Below are 13,782 nucleotides of genomic sequence, written 5' to 3' on the forward strand. Positions count from 1 at the left end.
GGCGATCCGGCTGATTAGAAGGCCGGTAGCGCCATATCTTCGCCTTGCCGTCGAATCGGGCAGGGTGGGTGTGGCGCGCACGGATGTTGTTCGGACCGCCCATCGGATCATCATGACCACCACCCCGGAGCAGCCCGTCGCGGGGGGCGTCTCGCCCCGGCGGCGCTATTTCGAGCCGAAACGGCGTAGCAAGCTGCGGCGGTGGATCACCGGCACCAGCCAGAAGATCGGCCGCTCCGTCGGCCGCCTGCTGTTCGACACGGAGGGCCGGCCGCGCCCGTGGCTGCGCACGCTGCTGTTCGATGCCTATCAGCGTCCGCGTCCCGGCCTCGAAGGCGTAGTCTTCAAGGAGCCCGGACGTCCGCGGCGTCCCTTCGCCGACTGGCTTTCCCACGCCGACGACACGCTGGCACCGCTGGTCGCGCATCTGCCGTTCCCATCCCCGGACGAAGGCGGGCGCCGCGCCGTGCTCGTGGTCGTGGTCGTGGCGGGCGATGCCGCTCCCGTCGAGGAGCTGGTGCGCACGCTGGCCCTCCAACACACCGTGGTCCTCCTGCGGCTCGACGGCCGGCCGGAGAGCGTCGCCAGCGCGGTGCTGGTGTCGATCGACGTCGCCGCATCTCGCGCCCCGCGCCCGGTGCTGCTGGACGCGCTGGCCCGCCGCGCCGCCGCCTGCCGCCCGCTCTTCGCCGTGACGGCGGGGCTCGACGTGGCCGATGCCGCCGACCTGCTGGAGCAGCGCAACGTCCCGGTGGTGGCGCTGGCCGGGTCGCCGGAGAGCTACGCCGCCCGCCACGAGGCGCTGGAGCGCGTGCTCGACCGCGCCGGCGCCGTGGCCTTCCCGTCGGAAGTGGCGAGGAGTGCCGCGCTTGCGCTGCTGCCGCGCTTCGCCGGCCGCCGGCGTCTCGTCGTCGCGTCGGCGCCGGAAGAGGTCGCCGCCATTGGCCGCGAGATCGGCGCCGAGCTCGACAACGAACTCGCGCTGGTGCTCGCCACTGGGCCGGAGCGGTTGGAAATGCTCGCCATCGTGCGCGAGGACGACCCGCCCGGTGAGATCGATATTCCGGCACGCCTCGCCACGCTGATCGCCAACTGGCGCCGCAAGGCGCTGCTGCGGCGTCACCCGAACCGCCCGCCGCTGCGCCGGCCGTTCTCCGGCTTCCACCCGCTGATCTATGCCGAGCACCATCCCGTCGCCTGCTTCGACGGGCGGCGCTATCCGCTCTCGCACTGGATCGAGCGCGGCCGGCCGGAGGGGCCGTGGACGATGCCGGTCATCGGCCCGCCTGCCGCCCCCGTGGCGAGCGGACTCAGGACCGCGCTGCACGGTCATTTCTTCTACACCGATCTGCTGCCGGAGCTGTTGCAGCGCCTGTCGGCCAACGCCTCGCGCCCCGATCTCTTCCTCACCACCGACACGGCGGCGAAGGTGGAGGAGCTGCGCGCGATGACGGCGGACTATCCCGCGCGCGTGCGCATCGACATCGTGCCGAATATCGGCCGCGACGTCGGCCCCTTCCTCACCGCCCTGCGCGATGCGCTCACCGGGGGCGGCTACGACGTCTTCCTCCACGTGCACGGCAAGAAGACCAAGGGCCGCCGCCGCGCCATCGGCGATCCCTGGCGCAACTTCCTGTGGGAGAACCTGATCGGCGGCGAGCACGCCATGCTCGACGCGGTGCTCGCCCATATGGCGGCGCATCCCGGCGTCGGCCTGGTCTTTCCGGAAGACACGCATCTGCTCGACTGGGCGCGCAACGCCCGCGTGGCCGAGGAGCTGCGCCGCGATATGGGGCTCACCGAGCCGATGGGCACCTATGTCGACTTCCCGGTCGGCAACATGTTCGCCGTGCGCCCGGCGGCGCTGGCGCCGGTGCTCGCCCTCGGCCTCGACTGGCAGGACTATCCCGCCGAGCCGATCCCGGACGACGGCACGGTGATGCACGGGCTGGAGCGCCTGCTGCCGATGGTGGTGCGCAAGGCCGGCTTCGGCGTCGCCGCCGTGCGGGTGCCGGGCGCTGACTGGGATTGATTGCGGGGACCTCTCGGGAACGCTAAATCACCGCCATGTCACAGGAACCTGCCGACCAGCTCCTCATCGCGCTTGCGCAGCTCAACCCGATCGTCGGCGACGTCGCCGGCAATATGCGTCAGGCGCGCGAGGCGCGGGCGCAGGCGGCTGAGCAGGGAGCCGAGCTTCTCGTCTTCACCGAGCTGTTCCTCTCCGGCTACCCGCCGGAGGACCTCGTGCTCAAGCCGTCCTTCCAGGCGGCCTGCCGCGCGGCGGTGGAGGAACTCGCCGCCGATACCGTGGACGGCGGCCCGGCGCTGCTCATCGGCACGCCGTGGCTCGACGGCGGCAAGCTCTACAACGCCGTGCTGCTGCTCGATGAAGGCCGGGTGGCGGCGGCGCGCTATAAGGTCGACCTGCCCAACTACGGCCCCTTCGACGAGAAGCGGGTTTTCGCTGCTGGCCCGATGCCGGGGCCCATCCCCTTCCGCGGCGTGCGGATCGGTGTCCCGGTCTGCGAGGATATCTGGTCGCAGGACGTGATCGAATGCCTCGCCGAGACGGGCTCGGAGCTGCTGCTCGTGCCCAACGGCTCGCCCTATCGGCGCAGCGTCTACGACGAGCGGATGAATGTCGCGGTCGCCCGTGTGGTCGAGAGCGGGCTGCCGCTCGCCTATGTGAACCAGGTGGGCGGCCAGGACGAACTGGTCTTCGACGGCGGCTCCTTCGTGCTCAATGCCGACCGTACGCTGCCCATCCAGCTGCCGAACTTCCAGGAGAGGGTGCGCCTCACCCGCTGGGAGCGCTGGGCCGATGGCTGGCGCTGCGAGGAGGGCGCGCGGGCGCCGCTGCTGCTCGAGGACGAGGCGGACTATGCCGCCTGCGTCATGGGGCTGCGCGATTACGTGGAGAAGAACCGCTTTCCCGGCGTCGTGCTCGGCCTGTCGGGCGGCATCGATTCCGCGCTCGTTGCCGCCATGGCGGTGGACGCGCTGGGCCCCGAGCGGGTGCACTGCGTGATGCTGCCCTATCGCTACACCTCGAACGAGTCGTTGTCGGATGCCGCCGGCGTCGCGCAGGCGCTGGGCGTGCGCTACGACATCCTGCCCATCGCCGAGGGTGTCGAGGCGCTCGAGAAGGTGCTGGCGCCGATGTTCGACGGCCAGCCGCGCGATGTGACCGAGGAGAATCTCCAGTCGCGCGTGCGCGGCACGCTGCTGATGTCGATCTCCAACAAGTTCGGCGCCATGGTCGTGACCACCGGCAACAAGTCGGAGATGTCGACCGGCTACGCCACGCTCTACGGCGACATGAACGGCGGCTATAACCCGCTGAAGGACCTCTACAAGACGCAGGTCTTCCGGCTCTGCGCGCTGCGCAACCGCTGGAAGCCGGCCTATGCCCTCGGCCCCGCCGGTCCGGTGATCCCCGAGAACGTCATCACCAAGCCGCCGACCGCCGAGCTGCGCGAGAACCAGAAGGACCAGGACAGCCTGCCGCCCTACGATGTGCTCGACGCCATTCTGGAACGTCTGGTGGAGCGTGAGCTGCCGGTCGCCGACATCGTGGCGGAGGGGTTCGAGGCGGCGCTGGTGGCGCGGGTCGAGCGCCTGCTCAACATCGCCGAGTACAAGCGCCGACAGGCGGCGCCGGGCGTGAAGGTGACGGCGCGCAATTTCGGACGCGACCGGCGCTATCCCGTCACCAACCGCTTCCGCGAGACCGCATAGCGCCGGGCGCCGGGCCTTCCCGCTGTCGTGATGCGCCGGGTCCGCGCTCCGGTGCTATCACTTGTCCTACCTGCGATTTTGCAGGGCGTGCGGCCGGAGTTGAGGCCTATGACGACGGCGAGGACGGTCTGGTTCGCGATCCTGCTGGCCGGATGCTTCGCTGGCGTGCCGGCTGCCGCACAGGACATGCTGCGCTATCTCGATCTGAACTCGCCGCGTATGACGACGGCGGAGATGAGCCGCGCCGATGTCGAGGCCCGGATCGCTGCCGCAAGGCTGGGCGAGCCTGTCGATCTCGCGGGGCGTCAGCTCAACGGTCTCGATCTGTCCGGCCTCGACCTGACCGGAGCGAATTTCCGCGCCGCCCTGCTCAACGGCGCAAATCTCTCCCATGCGCGGCTTGATGGGGCGGTGTTCGATCAGGCCTGGATGCTGAAGGCTGACCTTTCCGGTGCCAGCCTGAAGAAGGCCCGCCTGTTCGGCACGCAGGCACAGGATGGCCGGTTCGCCGGCGCCGATCTCTCCGGCGCGCGCATCGCGGGCGATTTCTCGCGCGCCGATCTCGCCAGGGCCGATCTCTCCGGCGCCGACTTCAGTGCCGACATGCGCAACCAGTCGATGGGCCTGATGCGCGGCGTACTGAACTCGGCCAATCTCGAAGGGGCCGATCTGAAAGGTGCCAACCTGTCCCGTGCCCAGCTTCGCCATGCCAATCTCAGGACGGCGGATCTGGCAGGCGCCTCGCTTGTCGGCATGGAGGCCGCCGGCACGGACTTCACCGGGGCCAATGTGGCGGGCGCGGATTTCAGGAACGCCGATGTCGACTCGGCGCGGCTGATCGATCTCGCCGGCCTCGCGGAAGCGAAGAATCTGGATGCGGCCCGGAATCTCGGCCTCGCCATACGCAAGTGATGGGCGTGCGGTTGTAAGCCGGTCGCGCCTCGGCGATAAGGCGCGCATCATGAGCATCAAACCCGTCCTGCGCTTCGCGCCGTCGCCGACCGGCCTCCTGCATGTCGGCAATGCCCGCACGGCGCTCTACAACGCCCTTTATGCCCGGCGCGAGGGCGGCACCTTCATCCTGCGCTACGACGACACCGACACGGCCCGCTCGACCGAGGCGTTCGCGGACGCCATTGCCGAGGATGTCGAATGGCTCGGCATTCGTCCCGATCGGGTGGAGCACCAGTCGCGCCGGCTTCCGCGCTATGATGCGGCGGTGGAGCGGCTGAAGGCGCAGGGCCGGCTCTATCCGGCCTATGAGACGGAAGAGGAGCTGGAGACGCGGCGCCTCTCGCGGCGTCGGCGCGGCCTGCCGCCGATCTATGACCGGGCGGCGCTGAAGCTCACCGAGGCCGACCGCGCGCGGCTGGAGGCGGAAGGACGCCGGCCGCATTGGCGCTTCCGCCTCGACGGGCGTCAGGTCGTCTGGACCGACATGGTGCGCGGCGAGCAGGGCGTCGACACCGCTACCCTGTCCGATCCCGTGCTGGTGCGCGAGGACGGCAGCTATCTCTACACGCTGACCTCGGTGGTCGACGATATCGAGATGGGCGTCACCCATGTGGTGCGCGGCGAGGACCACGTCACCAATACCGGCGTGCAGATCGAGATCATCGAGGCGCTGGGGGCGAAGCCGCCCGCCTTCGGTCACCACAATCTCCTGATCCTGCCGAGCGGCGAGGGGCTGTCCAAGCGCCTCGGCCATCTCTCCCTGCGCGCGCTGCGCGAGGCGGGGGAGGAGGCGCTCGCGGTGGCCTCGCTCGCGGTACTGACCGGCACGTCTCTGGCGGTGGAGCCGGTGGCGGATCTCGAAGCGCTCGCCGCGCGGATCGACTTCGCGAAGATTTCCCGCGCGCCGGCCCGCTTCGATCCGGCGGAACTGTCCGCGCTCACGGCGGCGACGCTCCACCATCTGCCCTTCGCGGCGGTGGCGGATCGCCTCGCCGCTCTTGGCGTTGGGGGCGGGGAGGCGTTCTGGCTCGCGGTGCGCGGCAATCTCGCCCGGCTCCCGGATGCCGCCGTGTGGTGGCGCGTGGTCGAGGGGCCGCTTGCTCCCGTCGTCGCAGCCGAGGACAGGGAGTTCCTCGCGGGCGCGGGGGCGCTGCTGCCGGAGGAACCGTGGGACGGCGACGTCTATGCGCGCTGGATGGCGGCGGTGAAGCCGGCGAGCGGGCGGTCGGGCCGCGCGCTGTTCCATCCGCTGCGGCTTGCCCTTACCGGCGCGGAGAGCGGGCCGGAACTGAAGGCGCTGCTGCCGCTCATCGGCCGTGCCCGGGCGCTCGCGCGCCTGCGCGGCGAGCCGGGCTGACGATCAGGCCATCAGGATTTAGTTCAGGTCTCAGGGCTTGGCGCCGGCCGGCGGGTTGGCCGGGCGCGGCTGGGACATCTCGCGCGCGGCGTCCTCGGTGACGACGATGTCGCCCTTGCGCAGCGTCATGTCCTGCTGCTGGCCGAGCGCCTGCGCCCAGTTCATGCCGGCGGGGCGGCAGGAGCAGGCGGCGACGAACTGCTTCTTGTAGAGCAGGGCGTTGGGCAGCGACATGTAGGTCTGCCCGTTGGTGCCGACGGCCTGCTCGATGTCCTCGCCCGGATTGCGATAGGCGAACAGTCGCGCCTCGGTGCCGGGGCACTGGCGCTGGCACTGGGCCTCGTCCGAGGGGAAGCGCGACGGGCTGGCGGAGAAGGAGATCGGGAAGAAGAAGCCGTCGCAGGTGCGCACGCAGACGGTCCGATAGGTCGAGACCTTCGGCATCTCCATCGGCTGAACGTTTTCAAGAGAAGGGGACTCCTCCGGCTCCTGCGGGGTGCGCGGTGCGCCGAAGAGCTGTTCGAAGAAGTTGCGCGGGCGCCTCTGCTCCCCGGCGGCGTCGTTGCGCCGGCCCTGGCCGAGCGCGGCCTGGTACTGCGGGCCACAATTGTTCTGCGCCAGCGCGTAGATGAGTTGGCGGCGCTGGGACTCGGTGCCGCTGCGCTGGCCGCGCGCCTGCACCATGGTGCGGTCGAGCGCCGAGCGCGCCTGCGTCAGGCGGCTGTTGAGCGCCTCGCACTGGGGCGGCAGCTGCGGCTGGAAGATGAGGAAGCCGCGCTTGTCGCAGCCCAGCTGGCGCGCCTGCGCCGCAAGGTCCGCGACCTCCTTCTGCTGGCGCGCGATGGTTCCGCCGAGATTGGGCTGCCCGCCCTGGCCGCTGTCGAGCGCGGAGAGCTGGCCCTCCAGCCGCATGCAGGTCGCACGATCGCCGCCCGGTGCGCCCTGCGCGTGCGCCAGACCTACGGAAGCGGCGAGTGTCGCGGCGGCGAGAAGGCAGGCGGCGAGGCGGGGGCGTTGAAACATCATCAGTCGGGACTGCAATCGGACCTGTCAGACGGCACCACGGAGCGGCACCACGGGCAGGTGTGCCGGAATCGACGCGAAGGCGCAATGAGCACGGCGAGCTTGTCGAAAGTTTGAACCCGCTTTCCGACACCGATGCAACTCTTTCGCGTGGCGATCCGCCATCGTCCCGCGCAAAGGCACCTCTTGCGCGGAAGAACGCCGTTGCGGGAAAGCACGCCATACCCATATGCGGATGCGGTGATGATCCGGAGTTTCCCATCCATGACCCGCGCCGTTCGCGCCGCACTGCGCTCCCTGCCTCTTGCCGCCCTCGTTCTCGCGGGCGCGCTCGGCCTCGCCGGTCCGGCACGGGCACAGGAGCCGGACCTCATCTTCCGCAAGTCGACTGTGTGGAACTTCCTGACCCCCGACGACAAGCTGGCGACCTACGGCATCGACGATCCCGTGGTCGCGGGCGTCGCCTGCCATTACACCGTGCCGGAAAAGGGCGGCATGAAGGGCATGCTGGGCGTCGCGGAGGAGGTGTCGGACATCTCCATCGCCTGCCGGCAGATCGGGCCGATCTCCTTCCGCAGCAAGTTCGGGCAGGGCGATGTCGTCTATCGCGAGAGCCGCTCGCTCATCTTCAAGAAGATGCAGATCGTGCGCGGCTGCGACACCCGGCGCAACGTGCTGGTCTATCTCGTCTATTCGGACAAGCTGATCGACGGCAGTCCGAAGAACTCGACCTCGACCGTGCCGATTATGCCGTGGGGCGCGACGAACGAGGCGCCCAAATGCGCTGATTACCTCAAGTGAGGGCGCCGCGGCTCAGCGCGTGCAGGTGATCGCGACCGAGTCCTGGCAGTTGCTGCCGTAGCAGGCCGTGCGCACCGGAGTGGTGCCGACCGAACCGAGCACCGCGTCCGACTTCACCGTGCCGAAATTGACGGCGCGCTCGTAATCATGGACCCGGCACCAGGCGTCCGCCATGGCCTGTCCGCAGGTCGCGCCCGAGGCGATGCAGGCATCGATGCCGTAGCCGTCCGAGGAATCGATCAGGAACAGCTTGTCGGCTCCCCCGGCGAGCGCGAGGCCGGGCGCCAGGCAGAGGGCAGCAGCAAGAATGGCCGGGCGGAGACGGCGAACGGCGGGGAGCATCGCGGACATGGGACGGATCGTGTGTTGGGGCGGCTAGCGTGGGGCTTGCGGATACACGGCAAGTGAACGCGAATATGGCGGGAAGGTTTGAACCGAGCCTTAACACCGCCATCCGGGCGCCCACTTTCGGCGCGGCGGAGATAGCGCTCCGTCCCGCGTTTCGTCAACCTCGGGCGCAACGGCCTCGTGCGAATGCGCTCATTCCCCGCAAATGAGCCGTTATCCGATGCAAAACCGCGCTCCGGCTTGACGCGGCGGGCCAAACGGACGACAGACGCGGCGCCGTCCCTCGCATCGGACGGCAGGATCCTGAAGGCGAGAATTGATGTCGGGTACGAACGGGCAGGGGCTTCCCGAGCTGAAGCTGTACAACACGCTCACGCGCGCCAAGGAGGTGTTCACGCCTCTCGATCCGGCGCATGTGCGCATGTATGTCTGCGGCCCGACCGTCTACGATTTCGCCCATATCGGCAATGCGCGCCCGGTGATCGTGTTCGATCTGCTCTACCGGCTGCTGCGCCACCTCTATGGCGCCGACCACGTCAAATATGTGCGCAACATCACCGACGTGGACGACAAGATCAACGCGCGCGCCGCCACGGAACTCCCCGGCATCGACCTCAACGAGGCGATCGCCCGCGTGACCTTCACCACCGAGGCGCAGTTCCACGACGATCTAGAAGCGCTCGGCGTGCTTCATCCCGACGTGGAGCCCCGCGCGACCGAGCACATCGCCGAGATGCGCCAGCTCATCGAGATGCTGGTCGCCTCCGGCCACGCCTATGTGGCGGAGGACCACGTGCTGTTCTCGGTGCCCTCCATGCCCGACTACGGCAAGCTCTCGCACCGGCCGCTCGACGACATGCTGGCCGGTGCCCGCGTCGACGTCGCGCCCTACAAGAAGGATGCGATGGACTTCGTGCTGTGGAAGCCCTCCAAGCCCGGTGAGCCCGGCTGGCCGTCGCCGGCGGGCATCGTCGCTCCGGGGCGTCCGGGCTGGCACATCGAGTGCTCCGCCATGAGCTGGAAGCATCTGGGCGAGACCTTCGACATCCATGGCGGCGGCATCGATCTCGTCTTCCCGCACCATGAGAACGAGGTGGCACAGTCGCGCTGCGCCTTCCACACCGGCATCATGGCCAAGGTCTGGATGCACAACGGCTTCCTGCAGGTGGAAGGCGAGAAGATGTCGAAGTCGCTCGGCAACTTCATCACCATCCGCCAGCTTCTGGCGGACTGGCCCGGCCCGGTGCTGCGCCTCAACATGCTGAAGACCCATTACCGCCAGCCCATCGACTGGACGGTGAAGGGGCTGGAGGAAAGCGCGAAGACGCTGGAGCAGTGGTTCGACGCCGCCGCGCCGGATGCCTATCCGCGTCCCGCCCCGGCGGTGCTGGAGGCGCTTGCCGACGACCTCAATACGCCGAAGGCCATCGCCGAGATGCACGCGCTGAAGGATCACGCGGGCAAGAAGGCGCTGGCCGGCACGCTTGCCTTCTTCGGCTTCGAGGCCGCGCCGCTGCATGAATGGGCCGCCGCCCGGGCGCCGGCGCTCGTCATTCCCGAGACGGAGATCGAGGCCCGCATCGCCGAGCGGATCGTCGCCCGGCAGAATCGCGACTGGGCCGCGTCCGACCGTATCCGCGACGAGCTTCTGGCGCTCGGCGTGGCGCTGAAGGACAACAAGGACGGCACCACGAGCTGGGAGCCGAAGCGGTGAGCGATGGGCCCACCGCCGCGCTGCGTCCGGCCTTGCCGGGCGACACGCCGGTGCTCGCCGCCATCGCGCAGGCGGCCATCTTCGAGCTGACCGGCGACGATTACGACGAGGACCAGCAGGAGGCCTGGGCCGCCGCGGCAGGCGACGAGGAAGCGCTGGCGGCGCGGCTCGCCGACCAACTGACGCTGGTGGCCACGCGCGGAGGAATCCCGGTCGGTTTCATCGCGCTGGCCGACAACCGTCTCGTCGACCAGCTCTACGTGCATCCGGACGTCGCCGGCGAGGGAGTCGGCGCGCTGCTATGCGACGCCATCGAAAGGCTGGCGGCCGCCCGCGGGGCGAAAAGCCTCACCGTCGATGCGAGCGACACGGCGCTCGGCTTCTTCCAGAAGCGTGGCTATGTGCCAAAGCATCGCAACACCGTGCCGCGCGGCGGCGTGTGGCTCGGCAACACGACGATGGAGAAGAACGTCGGGGAGCCCGACCCGATCCATTGATCGGGAAATGGTCGAGTCTCTCCCCGGAACGGCTCTCTTTCCCCCGCCATGGCCGGGCTCGTCCCGGCCATTCTCTTTCCGCCGATCCAATCAAGGCGCATCCCGGGGCGTCTGTGGGAATGCGTGCTCTTGCGCGCCCGGCGTCGATGCGCCGCTCACATCCGGTCGAGCACGCGCTCCTCGGCCGCGCCGTGCAGTTCCTGATCGCCGAGATGGGCGACGGCGCCGTGGAGCTTGGGCAGCACGGCGCGCACATTGTGCGCCACCAGCAGTTTCACCGGGCGGGCCGTGTTCACGAAGCCGGTTGCCTGCATGTGATCGAGCAGGCCGAGCAGCGGATCCCAGAAGCCCGAGACGTTGAGCGCCATCACCGGCTTGGAGTGCCGGTTGAGTTGCACCCAGGTGAGTTGCTCGATCAGTTCCTCCAGCGTGCCGATGCCGCCGGGCAGGGCGATGAAGGCGTCCGCACGCTCGAACATCAGGCGCTTGCGCTCATGCATGTCCTTGGTGACGATCAGCTCGTGGGCGTGGTCGAACGCCTGCTCCTTGCCGATCAGGAAGTCCGGAATGATTCCCGTGACCTTGCCGCCGGCCTCCGCGCAGGCGCGGGCCGTGGCGCCCATCAGCCCGACGCCGCCGCCGCCATAGACGAGGCGGATGTCCTCGGCGGCGAACAGCCGCCCCAGCTCGATCGCGGTTTCCAGATAAATGGCCTCGGCTCCCGGAGCCGCGCCGCAATAGACACATACACTTTTGATCTTCGTCATGGACGCCATGGTGCACCGCAGCAGAAGCGCGTTCAAGCGCTCTCGATCCCCTGACATGACATCCCCGCGCGAGAGGTGCAAACCGCGACGGGGCGGAATGGTTCGACGTCAGCAATTCACGGTCGTTTGTTGGAAATTTGTCTTGATCTCATCGTTGATCGACGATAAACGATCACCATGTCCTCCACCGGCACCGACGAACTCCTCGCCTTGCGGCTGCGGGCCCTCGCGCATCCGGCGCGGCTGGCGATCCTGCGGGCGCTGGCGGAGACCGAACGCTGCCAATGTGGCGAGATCGTGCGCGGGCTCCCCCTCGCGCAGTCGACGGTCTCGCAGCATCTGAAGGTCCTGAAGGAGGCCGGGCTCATCACCGGCACGATCGAGGGGCCGCGTTCCTGCTACTGCCTTGACCGGGAAGCCTTCGCATCGCTGGCGCGGCAGGTCGGGCCGCTGCTGGCGCGTCTTTCCGGCGAGGGCGGCGAGCCACGTGCGGCCTGCAGTCCTGGCCCGCAGGAGGATGCACTGGTCTGATCTGGCCTCACGCCTATCTCTACGACGAAAAATCGGGAATCCGGGCGAAAACGCCCGCAGAAAAAACGGAACTGGAAGTCGCATGTCCGCACCTCAGGGCGGAACCGCCGCCGGGCGCCCCTCCAAAGCCTCCGAGATCAATCCGCGGGGCAGCCTGCTGGTCGCCCTGAAGGGGCTCTGGCCCTATCTCTGGCCGGCCGACCGGGCGGACCTGCGCACGCGCGTCGCGTGGGGCCTGCTGCTGCTCGTCCTCGCCAAGATCGCGACCATGGCGACGCCCTTCTTCTTCAAATGGGCGACCGACGCGGTGGCGGAGGGCGAGGGAGCGCGCATCTCGACCGACGCGATCAGCCTGCTCGTCGCCGCGCCACTGGTGCTGACGCTTGCCTACGGCTTCTCGCGCATCGTCATGGCGGCGCTGACGCAGTGGCGCGACGGGCTGTTCGCCAAGGTCGCGATCCATGCGGTGCGGCGTCTGGCGCTGGAGACCTTCCAGCACATGCACGCGCTCTCGCTGCGCTTCCATCTCGAGCGCAAGACCGGCGGGCTGACGCGCATTCTGGAGCGCTCGCGCGAGGGCATAGAGACCATCGTGCGGATGCTCGTCCTGCATCTCGGCCCGACCATCCTCGAATTCGCGATGGTGATCGGCGTGCTGTTCTGGCAGTTCGACTGGCGCTACGTAGCCGCCACGGTGGGCATGATCGTTGGCTATACGGTCTTCACTTTCGTGATGACCGAGTACCGGATGTCGATCCGCGCGGCGATGAACGAGAGCGACACCGACGCCAACGCCAAGGCGGTCGACAGCCTGCTCAACTACGAGACGGTGAAGTATTTCGGCGCCGAGAAGTGGGAGGCCGACCGCTACGACCGCTCCATGGCGCGCTACGAGAAGGCGACCGTGCACACCCATACTTCCCTTGCATGGCTCAATGCGGGGCAGGCGACGATCTTCACGCTCGGCCTCACAGCGGTGATGGCCCTGTGCGTGTTCGACATCCGCGCCGGGCGGCAGTCGGTGGGCTCCTTCGTCATGGTCAACGCCATGATGATTCAGCTCTATCAGCCGCTGAACTTCCTCGGCATGATCTATCGCGAGATCAAGCAGTCGCTGATCGACATCGAGGCGATGTTCGCCATTCTCGCCCGCGCGCCGGAGATCAAGGACGGGCCGGCCGTGCAGCCGCTGGCGCTGACGGGCGGCACGGTCCGCTTCGAGGACGTGCGCTTCTCCTACGATCCCGACCGGGAAATCCTCAAGGGCGTGTCCTTCGAGGTGCCGGCTGGGCGGACGGTGGCCATCGTCGGCCCGTCCGGTGCCGGCAAGTCCACCATCTCGCGGCTGCTGTTCCGTTTCTACGACGTGAATGGCGGGCGCATCCTCGTCGACGGGCAGGACCTGCGCGACGTGACGCAGGAGAGCCTGCGCGCCGCCATCGGCATGGTTCCGCAGGACACGGTGCTGTTCAACGACACGCTGGCCTACAACATTCGCTATGGCCGCGCCGGCGCTTCGGACGAGGAAGTGGCGCGGGCGGCCGAGCTGGCGCAGATCGACGGCTTCGTGCGGCGCACGCCCAAGGGCTACCAGACCGAGGTCGGCGAGCGCGGGCTCAAGCTGTCCGGCGGCGAGAAGCAGCGTGTCGCCATCGCCCGCACCATCCTGAAGAACCCGCCCATCCTCATTCTCGACGAGGCGACCTCGGCACTCGACAGCCATACCGAGCGTGAGATCCAGGATGCACTGGAGCGTGTCTCGCTCGGCCGGACGACGCTGGTCATCGCCCACCGCCTGTCCACCGTGGTCGGCGCCGACGAGATCATCGTGCTGGAACAGGGGCGCATCGCCGAGCGCGGCACCCATGGCGAGCTGATGGCGCGTCATGGCCTCTATCATTCCATGTGGGAGCGCCAGCGCGAGGCCGAGCGCGCCCGCGAGACTCTCAAGGCGGCCGGCGAGGCCGAGGAGCTGTCGGCGGATAAGGCACTGAGCGAGCGCAAGACGACGAGCGACGCGGCGGCGTAGTCTTCGCCTCCAAAGGGTTA

The 13,782-nt window shown here is 68.7% G+C and carries 12 protein-coding genes; 9 read left to right on the forward strand and 3 right to left on the reverse strand.

Annotated elements, in window-relative coordinates; translation table 11 throughout:
- The first annotated feature begins 112 nt into the window (after positions 1–112).
- From FO470_RS08540 to FO470_RS08555, 4 genes are all read left to right on the forward strand, one after another.
- Positions 113–2,032 carry a rhamnan synthesis F family protein gene (locus tag FO470_RS08540; RefSeq protein WP_144342518.1) on the forward strand — a complete coding sequence of 640 codons (1,920 nt, stop codon included), beginning with the start codon at positions 113–115 and terminating at the stop codon, positions 2,030–2,032.
- A 35-nt stretch (positions 2,033–2,067) separates the two neighbouring features.
- Entirely contained in the window at positions 2,068–3,741 is a 1,674-nt protein-coding gene (locus FO470_RS08545; RefSeq protein WP_144342519.1) for an NAD+ synthase, read from the forward strand.
- Between the two features lie 108 nt (positions 3,742–3,849).
- Positions 3,850–4,653 carry a pentapeptide repeat-containing protein gene (locus FO470_RS08550; protein WP_144342520.1) on the forward strand — a complete coding sequence of 268 codons (804 nt, stop codon included), beginning with the start codon at positions 3,850–3,852 and terminating at the stop codon, positions 4,651–4,653.
- A gap of 49 nt (positions 4,654–4,702) precedes the next feature.
- On the forward strand, positions 4,703–6,052 hold the full coding sequence (locus FO470_RS08555) for a glutamate--tRNA ligase (RefSeq protein ID WP_144342521.1): 1,350 nt from the start codon (positions 4,703–4,705) through the stop codon (positions 6,050–6,052).
- Between the two features lie 30 nt (positions 6,053–6,082).
- Here the strand turns inward: FO470_RS08555 and FO470_RS08560 are convergent, their stop codons facing one another.
- Entirely contained in the window at positions 6,083–7,075 is a 993-nt protein-coding gene (locus tag FO470_RS08560) for a DUF2865 domain-containing protein (RefSeq protein WP_246659522.1), read from the reverse strand.
- A gap of 264 nt (positions 7,076–7,339) precedes the next feature.
- Here FO470_RS08560 and FO470_RS08565 point away from each other — a divergent pair, with 264 nt between their 5' ends.
- The gene (locus tag FO470_RS08565) at positions 7,340–7,876 is read left to right on the forward strand and encodes a CreA family protein (RefSeq protein ID WP_144342523.1); all 537 of its coding nucleotides are present in this window, start codon (positions 7,340–7,342) and stop codon (positions 7,874–7,876) included.
- A gap of 12 nt (positions 7,877–7,888) precedes the next feature.
- On the opposite strand, the gene FO470_RS08570 is transcribed toward FO470_RS08565, so the two are convergent.
- Positions 7,889–8,227 (reverse strand): hypothetical protein, encoded by a 339-nt coding sequence (locus FO470_RS08570; RefSeq protein ID WP_244616592.1) that lies wholly within the window; start codon positions 8,225–8,227, stop codon positions 7,889–7,891.
- 316 nt (positions 8,228–8,543) lie between these two features.
- Between FO470_RS08570 and cysS the strand changes: the two genes are divergently transcribed.
- Complete coding sequence (gene cysS / locus FO470_RS19660; RefSeq protein WP_144342524.1) at positions 8,544–9,938, forward strand: cysteine--tRNA ligase; 1,395 nt, start codon at positions 8,544–8,546, stop codon at positions 9,936–9,938.
- Positions 9,935–10,435 (forward strand): GNAT family N-acetyltransferase, encoded by a 501-nt coding sequence (locus FO470_RS08580; RefSeq protein ID WP_244616594.1) that lies wholly within the window; start codon positions 9,935–9,937, stop codon positions 10,433–10,435. The genes cysS and FO470_RS08580 overlap by 4 nt, the downstream gene beginning before the upstream one ends.
- 155 nt (positions 10,436–10,590) lie before the next feature.
- Here FO470_RS08580 and FO470_RS08585 read toward each other — a convergent pair whose 3' ends face one another.
- On the reverse strand, positions 10,591–11,202 hold the full coding sequence (locus FO470_RS08585; RefSeq protein ID WP_144342525.1) for an LOG family protein: 612 nt from the start codon (positions 11,200–11,202) through the stop codon (positions 10,591–10,593).
- A 177-nt stretch (positions 11,203–11,379) separates the two neighbouring features.
- Here FO470_RS08585 and FO470_RS08590 point away from each other — a divergent pair, with 177 nt between their 5' ends.
- Positions 11,380–11,733 carry an ArsR/SmtB family transcription factor gene (locus FO470_RS08590; protein WP_144342526.1) on the forward strand — a complete coding sequence of 118 codons (354 nt, stop codon included), beginning with the start codon at positions 11,380–11,382 and terminating at the stop codon, positions 11,731–11,733.
- Positions 11,734–11,815: 82 nt separating this feature from the next.
- The gene (locus tag FO470_RS08595) at positions 11,816–13,762 is read left to right on the forward strand and encodes an ABCB family ABC transporter ATP-binding protein/permease (protein ID WP_144342527.1); all 1,947 of its coding nucleotides are present in this window, start codon (positions 11,816–11,818) and stop codon (positions 13,760–13,762) included.
- Positions 13,763–13,782 lie beyond the last annotated feature (20 nt).

The sequence above is a fragment of the Ancylobacter moscoviensis genome, assembly GCF_007559435.1.
Lineage (GTDB): Bacteria > Pseudomonadota > Alphaproteobacteria > Rhizobiales > Xanthobacteraceae > Ancylobacter > Ancylobacter moscoviensis.